Source organism: Streptomyces sp. P9(2023) (assembly GCF_032436795.1).
Lineage (GTDB): Bacteria > Actinomycetota > Actinomycetes > Streptomycetales > Streptomycetaceae > Streptomyces.
Map to the genome: position 1 here is coordinate 163,732 of NZ_JAUPWM010000011.1, position 18,584 is coordinate 182,315.

Genomic DNA, 18,584 nt, shown 5'->3' on the forward strand with positions numbered 1-18,584 from the left:
TGCACGTCCGGGGAGGGTCGTTCAGCCGACGGGGGACCGCCGCATCGGGCGGACCTCGGGGAACTGGCGCGGGTCCTCCCAGACGAGGGACAGCTCGGCGGCCCAGTGCGGTTCCGGGCCCTCGTGGAGGAACGCCTCCTTGCGCAACCGGAAGACGAGGTCCGGCAGTTCGGTCGGCGGCAGGCGCGAGATCCGCTCCGCGATCCGGTCGAGGAACCCGGCACCGGTGCAGCTCCCCGAGCACGGCCCGCCCGGCGGGCAGCCGGTGCGGGGCCACATCACGATCGGCGCGGGCGCGTTCAGGGCGGCGCCGTGCAACTCCCGGTCACGGGCGGTCTTCGGCGGTCGGGCGAACCCCACGGGACCCCGTACGTCCTGGAGCAGGACGGACAGCTGGGGACCCCGCTGGGTGCTGGAGCACGCGACGCGGTGCAGCGCGGAGCCGTCCTGCAGGTCGAGTTCGGCCCACATCCGCTTGAGCTCGAACTGCAGCCGGGCCTTGCCGCGCCGGTCGTGATCCATCACGACGACCGGCGAATTGCAGCCCAGCGGGGCCTCCTTGCCCTTGCTCCTGGTCCACAGATCGACCGGCCGGTTGAGCCAGTCGCGCGGCAGGGCGAAGGCGATGAGCGGGCGCCCGTCACCGATCTCGTCGTACGCCTCGTCGATCCGGTCCAGGACCCACGCGCGGACGTGCGCGGTGGTGACCGGCTTCTCGTTGACGAGGAGCCGGTCGCCGTCCCGGTAGACGGAGACCTCCGCGATGACGGCGTTGCGGTCCGCACCGCTGCGCCGGATCTCGACGAGGATCGGAGCCCACGGGGGTGTGGCCGCGGGGCCGGCCCCGTACCGCGCCCCCGTTCCCCCGCACGCGGCATCGCCGTCCCGGGTGTGATCGTGCCGGCCCTCGTCCACCGTGGCCCCTCGCTCAGGGCCGTCGTCCACGGTGTCCCGTCGCCGCCGGCCGTCGCCCACGGTGTCCCGTCGCCGCCGGCCGTCGTCCGCGGTGTCCCCTCGCCTCGGGCCGTCGCCCCGTGCCGCCGGGGTGCCGTGCGCGGAGCCCTGGTGGCGGGAGCGGTGCTCGCGCGACCAGGCCCGCAGCTCGCGCCCCAGGTCCGGGTCCTCGACCAGGTCCGCGAGCCGCAGGGTGAGCTCGGCCAGCGGCAGGCGTCCCGGGCGCGGCGGCGCCTCGGTGAGCAGGTACCAGACGCCCGCCCAGAGGCCGCTCGACCGTGCCGCGTACGGGGCGAGCCCCAGCGGGCCGGTCGCCGCGTTCAGCAGCCGGTCCACCGGGCGCGGCGGAGTGCCGACCCGGTCGACCAGCTCCCGCAGCCAGCGCTTCTCCCTGGCGGAACAGCCCGGGGTCGGGACCAGTTCGCCCAGGGCGGGCAGGTGCCGGGCCAGTACCCGGGCCGGGATCATCCGGCCGTTGCGGGTGACCGGGTCGTACGCGGAGATCATGCCGACCACATCCCCGCTGTCCGCCCGCATGGCGGCCGCTCCGCTGAACCCGCGGGAGGGCTCCTGGCCGTACGCCTGCCAGAACTCCACCTGGCTCCACTCCCCGCCGATCAGCAGCCGGTCGTGGGTGACACGCAGCTCGCTCTGCGCCCCCTCCTCGTCGTAGCCGAAGGGGAAGCCGTACGCGACGAGGCGGTCCGGACCGCCGTCGCCGAGCGGCTCCACCGGCTCCGCGAAGACGGCCGGCTCGACCCGGGCGGGGCCGTCGAGGGCAAGCACCGCGACATCGCCCGGGTCCGTCCCGCCGCCCGCCCAGGCGCCCCGTTCCGCGACCCGCGCCGGGACCACGCCGAGACCGGGGGCGCCGGGGAAGGAGACCATCGCCCGGTCGCGCCCCTGGACGACATGGGCGCAGGTCAGGACCGTGCTCTCGGCGACGAGGAAGCCGGACCCGGCGATCGTGCCCTCGTGCTCGACCCGGACGTGCCAGGCGGGAGAACCTCTCACCGCGTGCCGGCCTCCGCGCCCGCGCCGTTCGGCGCCCAGGACAGCTTCACCGTCAGATGGCCCTCGACCGACGTCTTGGCGATCACCGCGCCCGCCTCCGCCGTCAGCTTCACGCCGAACTCCAGCTCCACGCCGTCCGGCTTGAGCGCCCCCTCCCGGAAGACGGTGAGCGCCGACTCGGCCGCCGACCGGATGCCCACGAGCGCCTCGTCGAGCGTGCGCCCGGCCTGGACCAGGGAGTTCCCGCCGCGCGAGACGAGCCGGGCGCCGGGCTGGGGGCCGTCCGCCTCCACCATGACCTGCGCGCCGCTCTCCGTGGTGAACTCCATCAGTGTGCTCACAACTACCCCCGAGGATGGATCAGTTGGATCACCCACCATTCTGTCCGACGGTCGCGTCCATGTCAGCGAAACCGCCTCGTGGGGTGGCCAGGACCGCCCGGACGTAACCTGGGATCGGGACCGTGCCCGACGGAGGTGGCGGCATGAGCGCATCGGCCGTTCCTCAGGGGCCCGGGGCCACTACCTGGACGCCCGAGACGGTGACCACCGAGCCGTACAACGCCCAGACGCCGATGGCCGCGCTCGCGGAGCCGGTGACGCCCGCCGGCGCGCTCTTCGTACGGGACCACTTCGGCGTCCCGCCGACGGAGGCCGCCGCCTGGCGGCTGCGCGTCGACGGAGCCGTCACCAAGCCGCTCACCCTCGACTACGCGCAGCTCATCGCCCTCGGCCGGCCCGGGCGGCGCGAGCTCGACGTCGTCCTGGAGTGCGCGGGCAACGGGCGCGCCCTGATGACCCCCCGCCCGCCCGGCCTGCCCTGGGAGCTCGGGGCGGTGGGCTGCGCCCGGTTCGCGGGCGTGCCGTTCCACCTGGTCGCCGAGCGGGCCGGCGTCGACCCGGCGGCCGTCGAGTTCGTCTTCACCGGGGCCGACACCGGTCGCGTCCACGGCCGGCCGGCCGCCTTCGAGCGCGCCCTGCCGCTCGCCGAGGCCCTGCACCCCGACACGCTCCTCGCCACCCACCTGAACGGCGAACCGCTCACGCCCCGGCACGGCGCCCCGGTCCGGCTCGTGGTCCCCGGCCGGTACGCGGTCGCCGACGTGAAGTGGCTGGTCGGGGCCCGGGCGGTCACCGTGCCCTTCACCGGCGTCTTCCAGACCGAGGAGTACGTGTACATCGCCTCGAACGGCACCCCCGACGGGCCCGTCGGGGCCATCCGCGTCAAGTCGCTCATCACCGTCCCCGAACAGGACGAGGCCCTGCGGCGCGGGACGGAGACCGTCGTGCGCGGCAGGGCCTGGTCGGGCGGCGGCCGGGGCGTGGGCCGCGTCGAGGTACGGGCAGAGGACGAGGACGGCACAGGGCCGGGGGAGGGCGCCCCCGACGCGGAGTGGCACGACGCCGGACTGGAGCCGCCCACCGGTCCGTACGCCTGGACGGGCTGGTCGTACCCGTGGACACCCCGCCGCCCCGGCCGGTACCGGCTGCTTGCCCGCGCGACCGACACCCACGGGGCCACCCAGCCGGACCGCGCCCCGTGGAACGCCCAGGGCTACGGCTGCAACGCCGTCGCCTCGGTCGAGGTGGTCGTCGTCTGACCCCCGGACACCTCGGGCCCCTCGGTGATCGCGATGGCCCCGTCGTCGACCGCCGGCCGCGCCGCGCTCTGCTTACGCGTGTAGCCCTGGAGCAGCTGGGCGAGGTCGACTCCCGTGGTGGAGGAGAGGAGTTCCATGCCCTGGGCGACGTTGTCCGTGACGGTGCGGGAGAGCTTGCTCGCTCCGTCGGTGGAGATGACCGTCATCTTGTCGATGGCCGACAGCGGTTCGGCCGCCTTCGCGACGACCTGCGGCAGGACCTCGACGAGCATCTGCAGGACGGCGGCGTCGCCGTACTGTGCGAAGGCGTCGGCCTTCTTCCGCATGGCCTCGGCCTCGGCGGAGCCCTTGGCGGCGATCGCGGCGGCCTGCGCCTCGCCCTCGATCCGTACGGCGTCGGCGAGCGCCGCGCGGTGCGCCTTCTCGCCCTCACCGGTGAGACGGGAGCGCTGGGCGTCGGCCTCGGCCTCCTTGACCAGGGCGATCCTGCGGGCCTCGGCCTCCTGCTCGGCCTGGTAGCGGGCGGCGTCGGCGGGCTTACGGACCTGGGTGTCGAGCTGGCGGTCGGTCAGCGCGGCCTGACGCTCGGCGACCTTCTCCTGCTCGGCGAGGATCTGCTGCTGGCGGTCGGCCTCGGCGAGCGGACCGGCGGCGTTCGCCTGGGCGGCCGCCTCGTCGGTCTGCGCCTTGATCTCGGCCTGCTTGAGGTAGAGGGTCCGCTGCGCGATCGCGATCTCCTCCTCCGCCTTCAGCCGGGCCTGCTCGGCCGCCCGGCGCGCCACGGCCTCGGCGATGTCCGCCTCCTGCTTGGCGCGGGCGGCCTCGGGCCGGCCCAGGTCCTCCAGGTAGGAGCCCTCGGTGGTGATGTCCTGGATCTGGAAGGCGTCCAGGACCAGGCCCTGCCCGGAGAGGCTCGCCTCCGCCTCCTCGGCGACCTGCCCGGCGAACGCGGCCCGGTCGCGGATGATGTCCTCCACCGACATCCGGCCCACGATCGAGCGCAGCGCGCCCGACAGCACCTCCTGGGTGAAGCCGACGATCCCGTTCTGCTGCATCAGGAAGCGCTGGGCGGCGGCCCGGATCGAGTCCTCGGTGCCGCCGACCTTGACGATCGCGACGCCCTCCAGGTTCGCCTTCACCCCGCGCAGGGTGACCGCGCCGCGCACGGCCACCGGGATGTGCCGGCTGGACAGGTCGAGCGTGAACTTCTGCTGGACGAAGGGGACGACGAAGACGCCGCCGCCGACCACGACCTTCTGCCCGCTGTTGTCGGTGAACACCCGCCCGGTGGCCGGGTCGGTGGACTGCTTGCCGCGCCGGCCGGTGATGATGAACGCCTCGCTGGGGCCGGCGACCTTGTAGCGAGTGATGACGACGAGGGCGAGCAGGACGACGAGTACGCCGATGCCCACCACAGCCGTGAGTACAGGTCCCATGACCGACTCCCCTTGATGTGATGCGAAACGAGACAGATGGACGGGGCGGTGGTGGTCGCCACGCGGTGCCGAGGGCTCAGCGCTCGACCTGGCGGACGGCGACGGACGTCGGCGAGAGCACCGACTCGACCCAGACCTCGGCGCCGCGCGGCACCGGAGCGGCCGACCTGGCCGCGTACTTCACGGGCTGCCCGGCGAGGAAGAGCAGCACCTCGCCGTAGCCGTCGGCCGGGATCGCGGTGACCACCGCGCCCGAACTGCCCGTCAGATCGTCGCCGCGCGGTGCGGCCGCGTCGCCGTCGCGCATGAGCATCCGGCTGAACCGCCAGGTCAGCCAGGCCACGACGCCCCCCGACAGCACGCCCGCACCGGTGGCGACCCCCGCCCCCGTACCGGTGACCCCCCAGGTGATCGCGCCCCCGAACCCGAGCGCGGACACGAACCCGGCGATCACCGGCAACGACAGAAACCCGTCCAGCCCGCCCCCGACACCGTCGAGGACCCCCTCCACCACCCCGTCGAGGGCAAGGGACAGGACGAGCAGCGCCAGACCGAAGATGCCGAGACCCAGAAACCAGGTCATGTCCCCCGCCTTCCTCGTGCCGTGCTTTTCCGCCGTCACCGGAATCCTGTCACGAGACCGGACATCAGTTCATTGCCGGACGTCGGCAATCTTTACGTAGACTTGATGCCGCCCATACATCATGGGCGCGCCAAGACCCGGGGGGCCACATGAGCCGGCAGCGGACGGACGAGTACGTGACGGGGTACGCCGAGATCCTGCTGGACGCCTGCGCGACCGGCCGCCGGCTGAACCGCGCCGAACTGGAGTCCCGGCGGGTGCAGGGGGAACGGGCCGCGGAGGCGGGGTTCGGCCTCAGACAGCTGATACGGGAGCACCTGACCGCCGCCCAGGACGTGTTGCCCCGCCTGTCGACCGGCGACGCACGGCTGCTGCTCGGGGTGGTCGAGCAGGTCGTGGACGCCTTCGCCGAGGGCTACGAGCGGGCCCAGCACCAGGCCGTACGGCAGGAGGAGGCGGCGCGCCGCGAGTTCATCGACGACCTGCTGTACGGGCGCAGTGACCTGGGCCGGCTCGCCGAGCGGGCCGAACGCTTCGGCCTCCGACTCTCCCAGGCCCACGCCGTGGCCGTGGCCCAGGGCCCGGAGCCGTACGGGGACGGCTACCCGGTGGCGCGCGGGATAGAGGAGTCGATGCTGGCCCGGTTCGGCAACCGGCGGATCCTGCTCGCCACCAAGGACGGCCGCCTGATCTGCGTCGCGCCCGGCGACCAGCCGGACGTCCTGGCCTTCTTCGCCAAGCAGGCCTACGCGCTCACCGGCGGCGGCCGGGTGGCCATCGGCCGCTCCCACCAGGGCGCCGGGGGAGTCGTCCACTCCTACGAGGAGGCCCTCAACGCCCTCGACCTGGCCGCGCGCATGGGCCTCGACGGGCCGGTGCTGCACGCGGCGGACCTGCTGGTCTACCCGGTCCTGACCCGGGACCGGCAGGCCATGGCCGACCTGGTGGAGAGCGTCCTCGGCCCGCTGCGCGAGGCCCGCGGCGGCGCGCAGCCGCTCCTGGACACGCTCGCCGCCTACTTCGACAGCGGCTGCGTGGCCACCGAGGCGGCGCGCCGACTCGCCCTGAGCGTCCGGGCCCTGACGTACCGTCTGGAACGCATCCACACCCTCACCAGCGCCGACCCCGCCGACCCGGGCCACCGCTACACCCTGCAGACCGCGGTGATCGGCGCCCGGCTGCTGGGCTGGCCGGCCGCGGAGGACTGACGAGGGGCGGACGGAAAAACCGCTCGCGCGACCGGACGGGCGGGGCTGGAGGTGTGACCGATGGCTGTCACCCGTCGGCAGCCTTCGGGCGGACACCGAGTTCGTCGTGCCCCGCGACCCGCTGAAGGTCGTCAGCACGGGCGACTGGGCCGCCGTCGACCCGGACGGCGATCCCCGGGTACGTACGGACCCTGCTGCCGCGCCGCACGGCGTTCGCGCGGTCCACGTCGTCCAAGCGGTCCGAGGGCCAGATCCTCGCCGCCGACGTCGACCACGCGATCATCACCGTCTCGCTCGCCGTCGAGCTGGACCTCGGGCGCATCGAGCGCTTCCTGGCGCTGGTCTGGGAGAGTGTGTGCGTTTGGACCACCGAATCACCCCGCTCGGTCAGCAGCGACTCGGCCCGCCCACATCACCCCCCGGCGCCACGACGCCCCCCGCGGCAGGAGAGCGCCGGTCCTTGCAGAGCTCCTCCTCCGACGCGGCTACTCCCAAGACCACCGGTTCCAGGCCGATATCGCCGCCCTTCGCGAGCTCTTGAAATGACGCCCTGAAAGGCCAAGCCCTGGCCCAGCGTTCAGCTTTCCTCAGCGCTCTCGGCAGCCGGACAGCTGCTCCCAGCCTCCCGCCGACACCGCGTCCTTCAGCGCCGGAACCGTGCCGGCTGTCTGCGAGCGCGCTGTGCGGAGGTCACCTTCCTCGCTCGACGTGAACCTGCGACCCCAGGCCGCCAGGGCCTCGGCTACTGGTCGGCCAGTAGGTCGGTGCGGTGCCGTTCGAGGTCGGTGACGCTTTTGAGGGCAGCCGTGACCGTGTACCGGGTGTGGCCGGGATCCGACTCGTCGGTCAGCTGGAAGTTGTCTGCGAAGCCCCAGCTGCCGCCTGTGTAGACGCCCTTGATCCTGCCGTCCACCGTACCGACAGCGTCGAAGGGGCCGCCCCGCCAGCGGAAGGTCCAGTGGGTCCGGTACCAGGCGTCCAACTGCTCCGGAGCCGCCAGGAAGCGCCCGGCGCCCGGGTCCCGGGAATCAGCGACAAGATCCTCAGGCTGGTCATCCCCGGTGGTCAGCGCGATGAGGCCCGACGCGTCGGCCTCGGCAGCAGCCGGATACGTCCGGCCGCCGTGGACCGCGTAGGCCTTGGGGCGGAAATGGTCAACCTCGGCCAGACGCCGCACCAGGACGTGCAGAGGCTGGAGCAGATCCTCACGGTGCTCTTCCAGCTCGGTGACCTCGTCGCGCGGGAAGACGCCGCGGTAGCGGATGCCCCGGCGCTTGAGGTGCTCCTTGGCGAAGTGTTCGTCGGAGCCGAGATAGTCGCCCGTGAGCGTGGCGGCCGCGGCCGCGGCGCACTCGAAGAGCTCGCCGTGCCAGCGGAAGGTCCACGTCACGGCGTACCAGGCTTCGAGGCGCTCCGGCGGAACCGGGTATCCCACCGACCCGTCGGCGGCCTCGCGCGGCGCGAGACCTTCGGGTGCGAGGCGGCCGGGCTCGGGCAGCAGTTCGACGCACGGCCACAGCCCCACGGCGCCGCGGGCCCGATAGAGCTCACCGTGGAAGACGGCGACCTCGCCCTTGACCGGGAAGGGGTGGCTCGCAGGGTCAATAGTCACTTCCACAGTCCTTCGTTCTTGTCGAAGAAGCCGACGGCCTCTTCGGTACCGTCGGCGTCCATACGCCAAATCTCAGCATGGTGTGGGAAGCCGGTGGACTCGGCGATCCACTCCGGGATACCCCCGCCGGTGTAACCAGTGCCGAGGAACGGGTCACGCCAGGCCCGTCCCTTGCTCTGGCCGGCCATGCCGGCGACGTGGTTGGCCAGCCGCTGGTCGCCGACAGAGCCGAGGCTCGGATCGGCACGCATGTCGTGCGGTGCCGGGAAGCGCAGCTGGTACGCCTCGGACGCGCCCGGAGGGACGGGAGTCCAGCCGGCCCCGCCATCGTCAAGAGCGAGCCCGTCGCGCAGTTGGTCCATGCTGCGCAGTTCGGCGGTGTCGGAGCCGCGCGCGATGGAGCCGCGGAACTCGCCGGGATTGAAGGGTTCCCCGCCGAGCTCCGTGGCGCCGTCCAGATAGGCCTGCATGGTGTCGGGTGTGATTACCTTGGTCACCATACGACCCTCGTCGAGCTTGATCGCGTCACGGACCCCGACGACCTCGCGGGCCTGCGCCTCGCTCAGCTCGTTGGTCCGGGTGAGCCGGAGCTTGTCATGCTCGGAGCGGTCCAGGCCGCGTGCCCCCAGCTGGTCGTCGATCTCCTCCTGGTAGTTGGGGCCGTCGCGCAGTGAGTCGTTGCCGTACTTTTCGGCTTCACCCTCAGCCGCGTCGCCCTCCGACTCGGCCTTCGGCTCCGAAGCCTCATCAACCGAGCCCAAGGCATCCGCAGGCAGCTTGGCAGCCTCGGCCTGCTCCGGAACAAGCTCCGCCGCAGCCTCAGGCGCGGGCACCTCGGAGGCGTCTCCCGATAGCGCTCCCAGTTCCTCAGGAACGCCCGCGTCCGTCTGCTCCGGCTCGTGGGAGCCCTCGACGTCACCCTTCTTGTGCGGCAGCTCCGACGCGTTCTTGGACGCCCTGTCCGGCTCCTCGGTGCTGAGTGATGCGGCGTACGCGGCCGAGTACGGCACGGAGTCGTCGTAGGGCTTGAGTTCCAGCTCCAGTTCGGGAAGGTCGTCGTCCGGCTTCGCCGGTTCGCCGGAGTTCTCCGGCACTGCCGGCTCCTCGCCCTCGGCGGGCTCCTCGGAAGGCTCGGACTCGGACTTGGGCTCGGCCGGCTTGGCGGACTCGGGTGAGTCGTCCTCCTCCGTGGAGTCGCGCGGCTTTGCCACCTCCGCCGATTCTCCGGGTGCCCCGGGTGCTTCCGACTCGCCGTATTCCTCCACGGCATCCTGGAGTTCCGGACCAGCTGTGGCCTGCTCAGCGGAGTCGTCCGGCTCTTCAGCCGCCGCGGACTCCTCCGCGTTCTCCAGCTGTTCCGGCTCCTCCGAGCCGTCTTGCCGCTCCGGCGATTCCTGGTCCCTCGTCGTCTCCAGCTCGTCCGGGTCAGGCGCCTCGACAGACTGCGCGGAGCCGGGGGCGCTCTCCGTCGCGGAGCTTTCAGGCAGGTCCGTCGCCCCCGCGACTCTCTCCGGGTCCGGCGCCTCCGCGGTGTCCACGGCATCCCGCGGATCTGGCGTCTCCACGAGTTCAGCCGCCTTCGGGGGCTCCAGCGCATCCGTCGACTCCGCCGGGACCGACGCTTCCGGCAGAACCGATGGGACCGGGGCTTCGTCGAGGTCGCGTGCCTCTGGAGGCGGGGGTGCCTCGTCCAGCGCCGTGGCCTCGACGGCCGATGGCGACTCAGAGCGCTCGAAGCCGACCGGTTCTTCGCTCGGGTTACCAGGCTCTGCCTGATCCAGAGGGTCCGGGGCCTCGGTCAGATCCCGTGCGTTCGTGGCCTCGACGGGTATCAGCCGTTGTGCGGTTTCAGCCGGTGCCGGCGCGTCCTCGGCATCCGCCGGTGCCGGCGCGTCCTTGGCGTCACCCGGAGTCGGCGCATCCTCGGCATCACCCGGAGCCGGCGCGTCGCTGGAGTCCGTCGGCGCCGGTGCTTCCACGGCCGCCGTCGAATCCATCGCCCTCGCCGGATCCGGAGCGTCCGCCGGATCCGGAGCCTCCGCCGGGGCTGCCGCGGTCGTCGGCGGGGCCTCCTGTTCCGTGCGGCGCTCGCTCATGCGTCGGTTTCTATGGAGGTGTGAGTGCGGTAGAGGCGGACCCAAGGAAGCGTTTTGCGTTGCCAGGCGGAGCGGGCGACGTGGATGAAGACGCAGGCGCGGTAGTCCGCCAGGGCTTCCGCGTCCGCGTCCGGCTCGGGCAGGGGGACCGCGTCCGCCACGTCACCGACCCACCGCGCCGTGGAACTCCACCACTCGGCCCGTTCCGGCTTGGACGCGGGGTACTTGGCTACCCGCTCCTTCAGCTGCGTCGCATGCTCCGGCCAGACCGCCGTACTCGCGCGGGAACGGAACGAGCAGCGGTGGGCGCAGCCCTCGCAGTCCGCGAAAGGCGCGATGGCATCCGACACCGAAGGAACTTCGGCCGCGAACTCCTGGAAGCGAGCAGCGAGTTGGGTCGATGTGGCCAGCGGGGCCCGCGACACGCCCTGCTCCCGCGCCGCCAGCGCACGCACGTTGGGTACCGCGATCAGCGCCGGCCGGTCGATCCGGTCGTGGTGGGCGAACGCCTGAAACGGCTCCAGGCTCGCCGCATAGCGCTCCTGGTCCGGCGAGAAGCGCATGGTGCCGCCGATGAGCTCGCGGTCGGCCGCGGACGGCAGCCGGTGCATGACCTTGAGGTTGGTGTTCTTGTACGCGTCCTCGACCAGCTTGCCCGGCACCTGCTCGACGATGACGACGCCCTCACCGTACTTACGGTTCTCGGCAAGGGTATTGGCGAACGCCTGCGCCGCTCGGGCCTGGGCATTGCCCTCCTTGGCGTCACCACCCTGGCCGACGGGCCGGCCCAACAGCCGGTGCGCCTCCTCGATCACAGTGACGTGGGACAGGCCGCCTCCGGCGCGGTTCGCCTTGTAGTACTCGGTCATCGTCTGGAGGATCAGCGCCGTGACGAGTGACTGTTCCTTCTCGTTGTCGCCGACCGCGGCGAGTTCGACGACCACCGGTCGGCGCAGGAGTTCGTCCACCGGGTAGGAGCGGGCCACGTCCAGGGTGCTGCCGCACGCGCCCTCGGCGAGCGACTCGGCGCGCAGCCGGGAGGCGGCGATGATGTTGTCCCGCACCTCACCGGAGTAGTCGAGCTGCTCGCACTGCTTGCGCATCTCGCCGATGAAGTCCCGCAGGGTGGGCCAGTCGTGGGCGGGGCCCGCGATGTCCGTCGGGACGATGCCCTTGCGCGCGTAGGTGGCGCGCAAGGCCCGGTTGTAAATGCTCGGCAGCGGGTCCCACAGACCGAACGCCGCGTCGAAGCAGGCCATGAGTCCGGCCACATGGGTGCTGACCCTGACCCCGGTGGGGACCTCGAAGGGGTTCAGGCGCAGCGGCGCCGTGCTTTCGTCGCCGACGGTGAGGACCACGAGATCCTCGAAACCCGGCCTGGTGGCCAGCCATCGGTAGTCGTCGAGCTCCGAGTTGACCGGTTCCAGGACGAGGAAGGGAACCTGGTGGTCGCGCCACAGCTGCTCGCAGAAGGCGAGCGTCGTGTTGGTCTTTCCGGAGCCGGTGGTGCCGACGAAAAGCGCGTGACGGGTGAGGTCGTCGAGGCCGATACCGAGCGGTCCCGCCGGGGTGTCGTTGACGAGCTGGCTGCCGAGGGTGATGGCCGGACCGTCGGCCCGGTAGGCGGTCTCGCCCGCGATCCCCGGGCGGCGTACGGGAAATCCCGCCATGTGGCCGACCACGGCCAGCGGCAGGCGGAAGGCGGCACTCGCCTCGCGGGCGTCCACGAGATCGGCGAGCAGTCGCAGCGGCGGCGAGAGCGGTTCGGGCAGGCGCCAGCAGTGGTCGCCGCCCCAGCGGGTCTGCTCCAAAGTGGTCAGCCCTTGCCATGCTGCCGGAAGTTCCGCAGGTCCCGGCCACACGACGCTGTGGGCGGGACCGGTGAACGTCTCGGTGAGGACGCCCTCCTCGCGCGCCCGCTCCTGCGGGGACACAGTTGCGCCGACCAGCTCGGCCAGGGATTCGGGCAGGGGGGCGGGCGAGGCCAGGGCGATACGGGTCCGGAAGGCGCGGCCGGTGTAGCGGCGCGCGGCATCGGCGTAGACACGGGAGGCGTCCACGGCGAATGCGTCCGCGGCGAGCTGGGAACCCGGGGACCACAGGCCGTCCGGCAGCTGCCCGGGGGTGCCGAGCCGTCCGTACTGGGTGGCGATACGGTGCAGCAGCGGGCCGAGATCGTCCGGTACGACGTAGGGCTCCAGGCCGATGGTCAGCATGACCGGGTACGGATGCCCGGCCAGCGCCTGCCACAGCGCGTCCCACGGCGGGGCGGACGCAGTGAACGGCTGCGGGGCCAGGTAGTACCGGACCCCCGCGTCGGGACGGTTGGGAAGGCCGGTGCGGTAGCGCTTGCGGATCTCGGCCAGCCCCGCGACAGGCTCGGGAGTGAAGGGCGCCAGCAGCCGGGCCACCTCGTCCCGCTCCTCGATCGGCGTGGCGTGCACATGGCGGGGTAGCGCGGCGAGGCGCGTACGCAGCGCCAGCGCGGCCGCCTCTGCCGCCGCGAGGGTGGGGGCCGAGACGCGGCCGAGGAGGACGCAGGAGATCCGCCGCTCGGACGGGTCGGTGAGGTAGCGCAGTTCGATGCGTTCCCCGTGGGCGGTGTCCCACTGCCCGGTCAGCCAGGCGGTCTCGGCGGCGACCGCCTTGACCCGCCGCTCGACCTCCGACAGGTCCGCGTACTCCTGGGTCTCGGTGAGGTCGGCGGCGGCGTCGATGCGTACGGCCGTCCAGGCCCATACGGTCGTCCCGTCGGAGACCGTCAACACACCTGTCGTCAACGTCTCTGCGGAACTCAACGCTGGTTCCAGCCCCCGGCGTTCGGGCCCTGCGGCGGTACGTGCGGGGAGGGTGGAGCCGGCGGAGTGTGCCCCGACGGTATGTAGCCCGACGGGGTGTGGCCGGGCGGCGTGTGGGCGGACGGCGTGTGGGCGGACGGCGTGTGGGCGGGCGGAACCGGCGGGGCAGGCGGCGCCGAGGCGCTCGACCGGATCGGGGGCTCCTGGCCGAAGGTCGAGGCCAGCGGCACCTCGATGCCCTGGACGGCCACCTCCACGCCCTCGCGTGTCGCGGAGTGCACGGCTTCCCGCATGGCACGCGCCCGCTCGGTGCGCAGCATCTGCATGACGTTCCCCGTGCGGCCCAGGAAGCCGCCGATGATGTCCTTGATGAAGTGCCCGATGATCACCGCGCCGGAACGGCTGCGCCACATCGTCCAGCCGACGTACAGACTGGTGCCGTACGCGAAGACCGTCACATAGGCCACGTACCGGCCGCTGGTGATGACCAGCCGGTTGTGCACGACCTCCGGCGTGATGTCACTGCGGATACGGGCCGGCACGGCCGAGACGGGTATGCGGCGTCGGTTCAGCGCGCCGTAGATCGTCGCGTAGGCGGAGGAGGAGGCCGCGGCCTTCTCCTCCAGAAGGGTCTTCCACTCCGAGATGGGCTCGGTGAGGCGGGCGAACAGGAGGACCACCCAGAAGACGATGATCGACACGATCAGCCCGGTGTCCATCCCGTCCGGGAACTCCCCGGAGAAGATCGAGGGCAGTAGACCGAAGAGGAGGAAGGCGAAGAGGGAGGCGGCGAACGCCTGGAACCACAACTGCTTGATGGTCTGGAATTCGACTGCTTCATCGAAGTTCAGCTCGACGTCGCCGTATTGCAGTGTCTGGTTGCGGTAGGCGGCGTTCGGGCCCACCGCACCGGAGGCCGCCCAGTCGACGGGTCCTCCCGTCTGTCCAGCGTTCAGCATCCTCAGTTCCCCGTTCTCACCTGCAGGTAAAGGCAGTTGCACACCCTAACCCAGCGATCTGACTGTCCGTGAACAGAGTGATCGTCAGGGGTGTTCGGTGGAGCGGCTTTCCGGCGTAGCCGCCGTCGGCGGGAGCAGCTGGACTCAGGATCCTGCACGACTCGCGGCGTGACGTCGGTCCGTCCGTCGGCTGCAGGCGTCGTGCGGGCGAGGTCCGTTTAATCGGTGGTGCCGTGCCTGGGGTAGGGCTATCGTTCTGCTCGTTCCAAGGCACGGTGTTGGTTCGTTGAGAAGAAGCAGGAGGTGAGGACATTGATGACTGTCATGGTGACGGGCGCTGCCCGCATTCAGGAGTTCATCGTTTCCACCCCTGTGGTCTCCGGCTGACACCCACTCGACTTCCGCGCTCAGAGCGCGCCGCCGGGGCCACCCTTCGAAGGGTTCCCCTTGTTCAACGCTTCGCCCAACACGTCTTCCACTTCTGATGCTCAGCACGTCCTCGCCGCCTACGGCTGGGACGAGGGCTGGGAGGCCGAGTTCGCTCCGTACGCCGCGCAGGGTCTGGTCCCTGGCCGGGTCGTGCGGGTCGACCGTGGCCAGTGCGATGTCGCCACCCCCGCCGGCGTCATCCGGGCCGACACCGAGTTCGTAGTTCCCCATGACCCGATGAAGGTCGTGTGCACGGGGGACTGGGTCGCCGTCGATCCCGAGGGCGGTGATCCGCGGTACGCGCGCACGATCCTCCCTCGCCGTACGGCCTTCGTGCGGTCGACGTCCTCCAAGCGTTCCGAAGGCCAGGTGCTGGCCACCAACATCGATCACATCGTCATCTGTGTGTCGCTCGCGGTCGAACTCGACCTCGGGCGGATCGAGCGGTTCCTCGCGCTTGCGATGGCCAGTTCGAGCGGTGACGCGCTGCTGCGTACGTCGGCGGACTCCTGGGAGTCCGGGGCCAAGCCGCTGGTCGTGCTCAGCAAGGCCGACCTCGTGCCCGACCCGGTCGTGCTCTCGTACCTCGTCGAGGACGTGCAGAGCGTGGCTCCCGGAGTGCAGGTGCTGCCCGTCAGCTCCACCACCGGCGAGGGGCTCGACGTGCTCGGCGCACTGGTGGCGGGCGGCACGAGCGTGCTGCTCGGGGTCTCCGGCGCCGGGAAGTCCACGCTCGCCAACACGCTCCTCGGCGCGGACGTGATGGACGTCCAGGCGGCCCGTGACATCGACGGCAAGGGCCGCCACACGACGACCACGCGCAACCTGCTCGTGCTGCCCGGCGGCGGTGTCCTCATCGACACGCCCGGTCTGCGGGGTGTGGGGCTCTGGGACGCCGAGACCGGCGTCGGCCAGGTCTTCTCGGAGATCGAGGCCCTGGCCGGGGACTGCCGCTTCCAGGACTGCGCCCACGAGGCGGAGCCGGGCTGCGCCGTGACGGCGGCGGTCGAGGACGGCTCCCTACCGGTCCGCCGGCTGGAGAGCTACCGCAAGCTCCTCCGCGAGAACCAGCGCCTCGTCGCCAAGACCGACGCCCGCCTGCGGTCCGAGATGCTCAAGGACTGGAAGCGCAAGGGCGCGGAGGGCCGCGCGGCAATGGAGGCAAAGCGCGGCGGCGCGGGCGGCCGCGCGCGGCACTCGGGCTGGTAGCGAGGACGACCGCCCCGGCCCGGCTCCTCGGGCGGGGCGGCGTCCGGCCTCCCCACCCGCCTTTTTTCGAGGGCCTTGCAGCGCGACGGCACCCGGGGGCGGGAGGGGCGCTTGTGCGGGAGGCGCCCGCATGGGCGCCGTCCCGTGTGCCCACCCTCCCCCAAGCTCTCGGCTTCGCTCGAGCAGGGGCCCCATCGCCCCTGCGGGACGATTGCCCACACGGGGCGGCAGGGGCGACTGCGGCTCCGGGGGAGCGTCGCGTCCGAAAACCGCCAGTCCGGTGCCCGCGGCTCCCGCACACTGGAAGACATGACGGATCAGGACACCAGCCAGGACCGCCGGTACGAAGCGGTCAGCAGCCGCGATGCCCGCTTCGACGGCGCCTTCTTCTTCGCCGTCGAGACGACCGGTATCTACTGCCGCCCCAGCTGCCCCGCCGTCACCCCCAAGCGCAAGAACGTCACCTTCTTCCCGACCGCCGCCGCCGCCCAAGGCCACGGCTTCCGCGCCTGCCGCCGCTGCCGTCCCGACGCCGTGCCCGGCTCCGCCGAGTGGAACGTCCGCGCCGACGTCGTAGGCCGCGCCATGCGGATGATCGGGGACGGCGTCGTCGACCGCGAGGGCGTGCCCGGGCTTGCCGGGCGGCTCGGCTACAGCGCCCGCCAGGTGCAGCGGCAGCTCACCGCGGAGCTCGGCGCCGGCCCCGTCGCCCTCGCCCGCGCCCAGCGGGCGCACACCGCCAGGTTGCTCCTGCAGACCACCGGGCTGCCCGTCACCGAGATCGCCTTCGCGTCCGGCTTCGCCAGCGTGCGCCAGTTCAACGACACGATCCGCCGCATCTACGCCCGTACCCCCACCGCCCTGCGCACCGAGTCCGGCAACGGCACGGGGACCAGCGCCGCGCACCGCACCGCGCTCGCCGCCGGGGTGCCGCTGCGGCTCGCCCACCGGGGCCCGTACGCCGCCCGCGAGGTCTTCGACCTGCTCGCCGCCGAGGCGCTGCCCGGCGTCGAGCAGGTGCTCGGCGACCCCGGCGCCCGCACCTACCGCCGTACGCTCCGCCTCCCGTACGGCACCGGCCTCGTCTCCGTCGACGAGCGCTCCGCCGGGCCCTGGCTGGAGGCCCGCGTCCACCTCACCGACCTGCGCGACCTGACCACCGCCGTCCAGCGGATACGCCGCCTCCTCGACCTGGACGCCGACCCCTACGCCGTCACCGAGCACCTCGGCGCCGACCCCGACCCCGCCCTCGCCGAACGGGTCGCCGCCCGCCCCGGCGTACGGTCGCCGGGCGCGGCCGACCCCGAGGAGTTCGCGCTGCGGACCGTGGCAGGACCGGACGAGGCGGCCCGTCTCGTCCTGACCCACGGCACGCCCCTGGACACCGCCTGCGGCACCCTCACCCACCTCTTCCCCGAGCCCGCCGCACTCACCGCCCACCCCGACGCCGGCCCGCTCGCCGCCGCGCTCGCCACCGGCGCCGTACGCCTCGACCCCGGCGCCGACCGCGACGAGGCCGAGCACGCCCTGCACGCCGTCCCCGGCGTCACCGCCGCCCACGCCGCCCTCATCCGGATGCGGGCCCTCGCCGACCCCGACGTGGACCCCGAGGGCCGTCCGGGCACGGAGGCCCGGCGGCCCTGGCGCTCGTACGCCCACCGGTACCTGGAGCCCGTACCCGTACCCGTACCCGTACCGGCACAATGACCCCTTGATCAGCACAGACCTGCTCGGCCCCGGCGGCCGCGACGCCTGGGAGCGTCTCTTCCGCGCGTACATCGACTTCTACGGGCGCAGTGAGCCCGACGCCCTGTACGAGCGGGCCTGGAACGCCTTCCAGGACGGCACCCGGCTCCACGCGCGCGTGGCCCGGCTCGACGGCCGGCTCGTCGGCTTCACCCACTTCTTCGTCCACCCCAGCACCTCGGGTCCGGACGTCTGCTACCTCCAGGACCTCTTCACCGACCCCGAGGCGCGGGGCCAGGGCGTGGCGCGCGCCCTGATCGCGGCCGTGACGGAGTGGGCGCGGGAGCAGGGCTGCGACCGGGTCTACTGGAACACCCAGGCGTCCAACACCACCGCGCGCCGCCTGTACGACAAGGTCGCCCGCGACACCGGCTTCATCAGGTACCAGATCGATCTTCCGAAGTAGCCGCGGAGGCCTCCGCGAGCCCCCAGCTGTGGATGCGGCGGGGGTGGATCCGGATGACCTCCTCGCTGAAGTGCGGGCCGAGCTCGTGCGGCCCGACCAGCAGCTCGGCCACGCCCCTGATCTCGACCCCGCGCACCCGCCAGGGCCGCACGCTCGCCAGGTCGTCGACGACCAGGGCGACCTTGGGGTTGGCCCGGAGGTTGCGCCACTTCTTCGAGCGGCCCATGGCGAGCCCGCCGACCAGGACCGTGCCGTCGTCCTGCGGGAAGAAGCCGACCGGATTGGCCTGGGGCTGGCCCGTGGGGTCGACCGTGGCCATCCGGGCCAGCCGCTGCGTCCGGAGGTAGCCGAGCTCGGCGTCGGTGAAGCCCTCGAAATCCCTCATACGGCCAGCATCACGCGCGGACCCGGCCCCGCGCATCGGCGCTCCGACCGAGGTTGCGGGGCGGCCGTGGTCCTAGTGTCCTGAGTCTGTAATTCGTCGGCAGTATGAGGCCAGCGATTCGAGGATCTGGTCGGCGGTCTTTGTCCAGA

14 protein-coding genes and 1 pseudogene are annotated in these 18,584 nt (G+C 72.3%); 6 read left to right on the forward strand and 9 right to left on the reverse strand.

Translation table 11 applies throughout. The features are described 5' to 3' along the window. Nucleotides 1–21 precede the first annotated feature (21 nt). Together Q5762_RS18085 and Q5762_RS18090 are read right to left on the reverse strand one after the other, a co-directional pair. The gene (locus Q5762_RS18085) at nt 22–1,968 is read right to left on the reverse strand and encodes a trypsin-like peptidase domain-containing protein (RefSeq protein ID WP_315893167.1); all 1,947 of its coding nucleotides are present in this window, start codon (nt 1,966–1,968) and stop codon (nt 22–24) included. Then, on the reverse strand, nt 1,965–2,309 hold the full coding sequence (locus Q5762_RS18090) for a CU044_2847 family protein (protein ID WP_315893168.1): 345 nt from the start codon (nt 2,307–2,309) through the stop codon (nt 1,965–1,967). The genes Q5762_RS18085 and Q5762_RS18090 overlap by 4 nt, the downstream gene beginning before the upstream one ends. A gap of 143 nt (nt 2,310–2,452) precedes the next feature. On the opposite strand from Q5762_RS18090, the gene Q5762_RS18095 reads away from it, so the two are divergent. Then, nucleotides 2,453–3,568, forward strand: coding sequence for a molybdopterin-dependent oxidoreductase (locus Q5762_RS18095; protein WP_315893169.1), 1,116 nt, complete (start codon nt 2,453–2,455; stop codon nt 3,566–3,568). Here Q5762_RS18095 and Q5762_RS18100 read toward each other — a convergent pair. Beyond that, complete coding sequence (locus tag Q5762_RS18100) at nt 3,523–5,004, reverse strand: SPFH domain-containing protein (RefSeq protein WP_315893170.1); 1,482 nt, start codon at nt 5,002–5,004, stop codon at nt 3,523–3,525. The genes Q5762_RS18095 and Q5762_RS18100 overlap by 46 nt on opposite strands. A 76-nt stretch (nt 5,005–5,080) precedes the next feature. Next, nucleotides 5,081–5,587 (reverse strand): hypothetical protein, encoded by a 507-nt coding sequence (locus Q5762_RS18105; RefSeq protein ID WP_315893171.1) that lies wholly within the window; start codon nt 5,585–5,587, stop codon nt 5,081–5,083. 149 nt (nt 5,588–5,736) lie between these two features. Here Q5762_RS18105 and Q5762_RS18110 point away from each other — a divergent pair, with 149 nt between their 5' ends. Continuing rightward, a complete protein-coding gene (locus Q5762_RS18110) occupies nt 5,737–6,795 on the forward strand; it encodes a helix-turn-helix domain-containing protein (protein ID WP_315893172.1) in 1,059 nt (352 codons plus the stop codon). 64 nt (nt 6,796–6,859) lie between these two features. After that, a pseudogene (locus Q5762_RS18115) lies at nt 6,860–7,148 on the forward strand (GTPase RsgA); the annotation flags it as partial. A gap of 389 nt (nt 7,149–7,537) precedes the next feature. On the opposite strand, the gene Q5762_RS18120 reads toward Q5762_RS18115, so the two are convergent. Genes Q5762_RS18120 through Q5762_RS18135 form a run of 4 tightly spaced genes read right to left on the reverse strand, consistent with a single transcriptional unit; the run spans nt 7,538 to nt 14,260 of the window. Further along, complete coding sequence (locus Q5762_RS18120; RefSeq protein ID WP_315893173.1) at nt 7,538–8,407, reverse strand: hypothetical protein; 870 nt, start codon at nt 8,405–8,407, stop codon at nt 7,538–7,540. Next, nucleotides 8,404–10,503 carry a hypothetical protein gene (locus Q5762_RS18125; RefSeq protein ID WP_315893174.1) on the reverse strand — a complete coding sequence of 700 codons (2,100 nt, stop codon included), beginning with the start codon at nt 10,501–10,503 and terminating at the stop codon, nt 8,404–8,406. Before Q5762_RS18125 ends, Q5762_RS18120 begins: the two co-directional genes overlap by 4 nt. Next, nucleotides 10,500–13,268, reverse strand: coding sequence for a helicase HerA domain-containing protein (locus Q5762_RS18130; RefSeq protein WP_315893175.1), 2,769 nt, complete (start codon nt 13,266–13,268; stop codon nt 10,500–10,502). The genes Q5762_RS18125 and Q5762_RS18130 overlap by 4 nt, the downstream gene beginning before the upstream one ends. Before the next feature lie 29 nt (nt 13,269–13,297). Next, nucleotides 13,298–14,260, reverse strand: a complete 963-nt coding sequence (locus tag Q5762_RS18135; protein ID WP_315893176.1) for a hypothetical protein — start codon at nt 14,258–14,260, stop codon at nt 13,298–13,300. A 447-nt stretch (nt 14,261–14,707) separates the two neighbouring features. Here Q5762_RS18135 and rsgA point away from each other — a divergent pair, with 447 nt between their 5' ends. The 3 genes from rsgA (at nt 14,708) to Q5762_RS18150 (ending at nt 18,050) form a co-directional block, all read left to right on the forward strand. After that, the gene (gene rsgA / locus Q5762_RS18140; RefSeq protein WP_315893177.1) at nt 14,708–15,898 is read left to right on the forward strand and encodes a ribosome small subunit-dependent GTPase A; all 1,191 of its coding nucleotides are present in this window, start codon (nt 14,708–14,710) and stop codon (nt 15,896–15,898) included. Between the two features lie 309 nt (nt 15,899–16,207). Further along, nucleotides 16,208–17,605, forward strand: coding sequence for an AlkA N-terminal domain-containing protein (locus Q5762_RS18145; protein WP_315893178.1), 1,398 nt, complete (start codon nt 16,208–16,210; stop codon nt 17,603–17,605). A gap of 4 nt (nt 17,606–17,609) precedes the next feature. Continuing rightward, on the forward strand, nt 17,610–18,050 hold the full coding sequence (locus Q5762_RS18150) for a GNAT family N-acetyltransferase (protein ID WP_315893179.1): 441 nt from the start codon (nt 17,610–17,612) through the stop codon (nt 18,048–18,050). Here Q5762_RS18150 and Q5762_RS18155 read toward each other — a convergent pair. Then, nucleotides 18,022–18,435 (reverse strand): PPOX class F420-dependent oxidoreductase, encoded by a 414-nt coding sequence (locus tag Q5762_RS18155; RefSeq protein ID WP_315893180.1) that lies wholly within the window; start codon nt 18,433–18,435, stop codon nt 18,022–18,024. The two genes, Q5762_RS18150 and Q5762_RS18155, sit on opposite strands and share 29 nt — an antisense overlap. Nucleotides 18,436–18,584 lie beyond the last annotated feature (149 nt).